Annotated in this window: 2 protein-coding genes and 1 pseudogene; 1 reads left to right on the top strand and 2 read right to left on the bottom strand. The window is 63.5% G+C overall.

Going from position 1 to position 3,314, the window contains the following annotated elements; all coding sequences use genetic code 11:
- Positions 1-1,266 precede the first annotated feature (1,266 nt).
- Entirely contained in the window at positions 1,267-1,536 is a 270-nt protein-coding gene (locus tag C1I99_RS35075; RefSeq protein ID WP_146604096.1) for a MafI family immunity protein, read from the top strand.
- A 174-nt stretch (positions 1,537-1,710) separates the two neighbouring features.
- Here the strand turns inward: C1I99_RS35075 and C1I99_RS32465 are convergent, their stop codons facing one another.
- Positions 1,711-2,304: a hypothetical protein gene (locus C1I99_RS32465; RefSeq protein WP_146604095.1), complete on the bottom strand. Its 594-nt coding sequence runs from the start codon at positions 2,302-2,304 to the stop codon at positions 1,711-1,713.
- Positions 2,305-3,197: 893 nt separating this feature from the next.
- Positions 3,198-3,314: pseudogene (locus C1I99_RS30580) on the bottom strand (IS5/IS1182 family transposase); the annotation flags it as partial.

The raw sequence follows: 3,314 nt of genomic DNA, 5'->3' as shown, positions 1-3,314 counted from the left end.
AACCAGCGCCAATCCCGGCCTCCCCGAGTCCCGACGCCCCGCGGAGACGTCGGGCTCAGAGTGCCGAACCGACCACTGTCGCAAATCAGCTGGCGGACGCATGTCGCACATCAGTCGACGGAGGACAGGTCGGCTGCCGGCGATCTGTTCAAAGTTTCTGTACGTCTTCAAGGCGGCCCGACAAGCGGGCCGCACGCGCCGCCGCCTGGGCGCGCGCCGGCCGCTGCCGCTGTCGCTCTGCGGCCGTCACGCCTGACGCCCGGCGGCTGGCGCGGAGAGCGGAGAGCCCGATGGGCCGCCGCAGAACGACAGGCCGTTGACCGGTGGTGTGGTGGGCCGGCAGCCGGCCGGGCCGTGCGGCCAAGACCCGCGCGGCGTAGGGGAGCGCACGCCGGCCGCGTCGGCGAGCTGGCAGTGGTCGCGGGGTTGCGGTTACTGCGCCTCCGGCGGGGGCGCTCCGGCTCCGGGATGGCCGGGGCTCCGTCGGCGAGTCGCGGTCCGGTTGGTTGCGGTAGGCCATCCCGCCTGCCATCGACCCGGGCGAGCCGAGCAGACCACCGCCCGACCCGCCAGCGTCCGTACGAGCCGTCAAGGTCCGCTTGACGTGGCGGGCCGGGCGGCAGCCCGCTCTCCCAGAGGGCGGGTCGACGGCAGACGGGATGGCAGGGCATTGGGTGGTCGCCCTGATTCGTTACCCTTCGAGTATGGCTGACGCGCCATGGGTAGTCGTTGCGTTCCTGCTGATGGCAGGCGTAGGTGTAGCGGTGGTGATTCAGCGTCGGAGAGCGTCACGAGTGCTGGATCAGGAGGAGCAACTGCGCTTGGCCAGACGCGCCGTCCAGCAGATTGCCCGTGAAACTCGGAGAACGAAGCGCGGTAGCCTGCGTGGTAAGGGTGGCGGGGGCGATGAGGGCCTCTCACGTGACGCCGCCTATGGGAGCGAAGGCGGCACACCCGGCACGCCGTAGCACTGTTTCCTCTTGAGTGACCAACTGAGTGACGACGGGTGCGCACGTAGGTGGACACCCGTGGACGCTGACGGACCGTCTGGCCAGCTCACGCAGTACCTTCCCGCAGCTAGTTCCCTGGTGATCGTTCTTTCGGGACGAAGGAGTCAAGCTCACGCCGGGGATGGCCGACGGACCTTGACATCCATAGGAGCATCGGGATGGCAGAAGCGACTCATGCTGCTGTTGCCATGAGAAGATTTCGCCTTGCGGCCCCCGATGGCCAGGTAAAGTTTTAAGATCGCCCTAAGATTCAGGAGTGCGGCCGGTGCAGCGATATCAGTACGTACGGAATCTCGTGTCACAACTCCTTGAGGAATCTCCTCTGACTTCGGAAGAGGTTATTGTCGACGTTCGCCACCTAATGAGCGTAGGTGAAGAGGAGTTGGCATTCGATACGATGTGCTCGTGGATCTATGAAGATTCTCTTCCCATTGCTTCGGCTTACTATAAGCGACTTGTGTCCGCTGCCCAAGAACTGGGCACTCCGAAATCAACGGATAAGCTCGATGAACTTATCGAGGACTAATCGGGCCAAGCGAGTGACGAGGCCGAACGCGGCGGCGTTAGTCGGAGACTGAGTGACTAGGTGAGTGACGATCGGGACGGACGCCGGCGGACAAGCAGGGATGTTGATGGACCGTTCTAGCAGGCCAACAGTCATGGAGCGGCAGGTCAGCACCCTGTGTTGGTTGCCTGGGGGTCAAGTTCCCGCTTGACCTGGCGCAGCAGACGGTTCGGTCCCGGTGGGCTCATCTGACGACATGCGGGACGCGTCCCTCCGTCTCCTCTCCTTCGCAACCTCCAACGCCTGTTCGAGGACCTGGCCGAATCTGTCTTGGTAGACGGCGGTGCCTATGCCGGCCTTGGCTTTGAAACGGCCAGCGGGCGTGTGGACGACCAAGCAGGAGTAGGTGAGGCGCAACACTGCCCGTTGGAATGCTTCGGGTACAAGTGCGTTGTCAACGTCCAATTGGGCGCTGTGGTTCGCCTTAACCGTAATGGGTAGAGAAGGGATGTCTAGGTTGGTTCTCGACTTCGGCCTGTAGATGAATGGGCCGAATGGTCGAAACTCTTCGCCCTTCCAGCGCAGCTCGATGCGGCCAACCTCCACGTCAGCGCGACCACTGTTCGTGACCTTGATGCGCAGCGGCCCTCGTAGGTCCTGCTCCGGCTTCAGTCGCAAGTACGGCCCGTTGCGGCGCCAGGCGTACCACTGCCAGGCGAGGCTTACCGCTGCGACAACAAGGCCAGTGATTGCCACAACCCGCGCAAGCCAGTCCGGCTCACTGCTCATCAAGATCCTCGAAAGACGAAGGGACAGAGGTGACCTGTAGGCCGTCGTCAGGCCGTCGAGCGTTAGGCAGGAACACCAAAAGACGACCAGTGGCGACGACGTTTACCCAGGTTGCAGCTTGTAGCGTGCGGAGCGACCAGCAGAGGTCGCGATGGCTTACCTGTAGTTGGTGAACTGAGGTGCATGCAGAGCCTACTGCTAGGTCTTGCGGGGCCGTGGTCTACTGCAGCATGCATGGGCGCCGGCTCGCTTATCTCGTCTCGGCAGTAGTTGGCGGGCTGGTGGCTGCCTCTGGGCTGGGCCTCCACCTGTACTCGTGGACGAAGAGCTGGTCCTGGTGGCCATCCTGGTTGGCGTTCCCGCTGTCCTTCGGCGGCGGTTGGCTGTTGGGCGTAGGCATCCGGGGCATTCGAAGGGTTCGGGCCCAGAAGGCGTGATCCGGAACATGCGCGGAATGATCAAGCGCATCGCTGGAGAGACGTCGGGCGTAACTCCTGGTAGGACGACAGACGGCTCAGTAGGCGCTACACCCTTCCTAAACCGTGTGTCGCAGGTTCGAATCCTGCCGGGGGCACCAGCGCGAGGCCTTGACCAGCAAAAAGCTGGTCAAGGCCTCGATGCCTTTCTATGTGATTTTAAATCGTCCCCCGAAATCCTCTCAGTAACGCCTGTGGGCAGTCAGGTTTTGGCAGGCCCGCGTTGTGGGGTGTCGGCGGCTGTCCCTGCGCGGCTATCCGGCGGGGTGGGTCATGGGGACGGCGCTCGGGCTCGGTCGTCGCCTGGGCGGATCTCGTCCAGTTCCCCAGGGTGGTGGCGAGTACCGGTCATCGACCGGGTGGTCCAGGTCGTAGGCAGGGTCAGCGGTCATAGGTGAGCACCACCTTGAGCCATTTTCATCCTGGGTAGCGGTTGGTTTCGACGTGGTGCAGGACGAGGATGGCTTGGACGATCGGGGTGGCTCGGCGTGGGCAGCAGCGCAGCTTGGTCAGGATCTTCCAGGTTTTGAGCGT

The sequence above is a fragment of the Micromonospora deserti genome (genome assembly GCF_003236335.1).
GTDB classification, from domain to species: domain Bacteria; phylum Actinomycetota; class Actinomycetes; order Mycobacteriales; family Micromonosporaceae; genus Micromonospora; species Micromonospora deserti.
This window is presented reverse-complemented; position numbering and strand designations above follow the sequence as displayed.

Bases quoted from the DNA above. Each gene is read 5' to 3' on its own strand.
- C1I99_RS32465 (WP_146604095.1), bottom strand. From the start codon at position 2,304: ATGAGCAGTGAGCCGGACTGGCTTGCGCGGGTTGTGGCAATCACTGGC.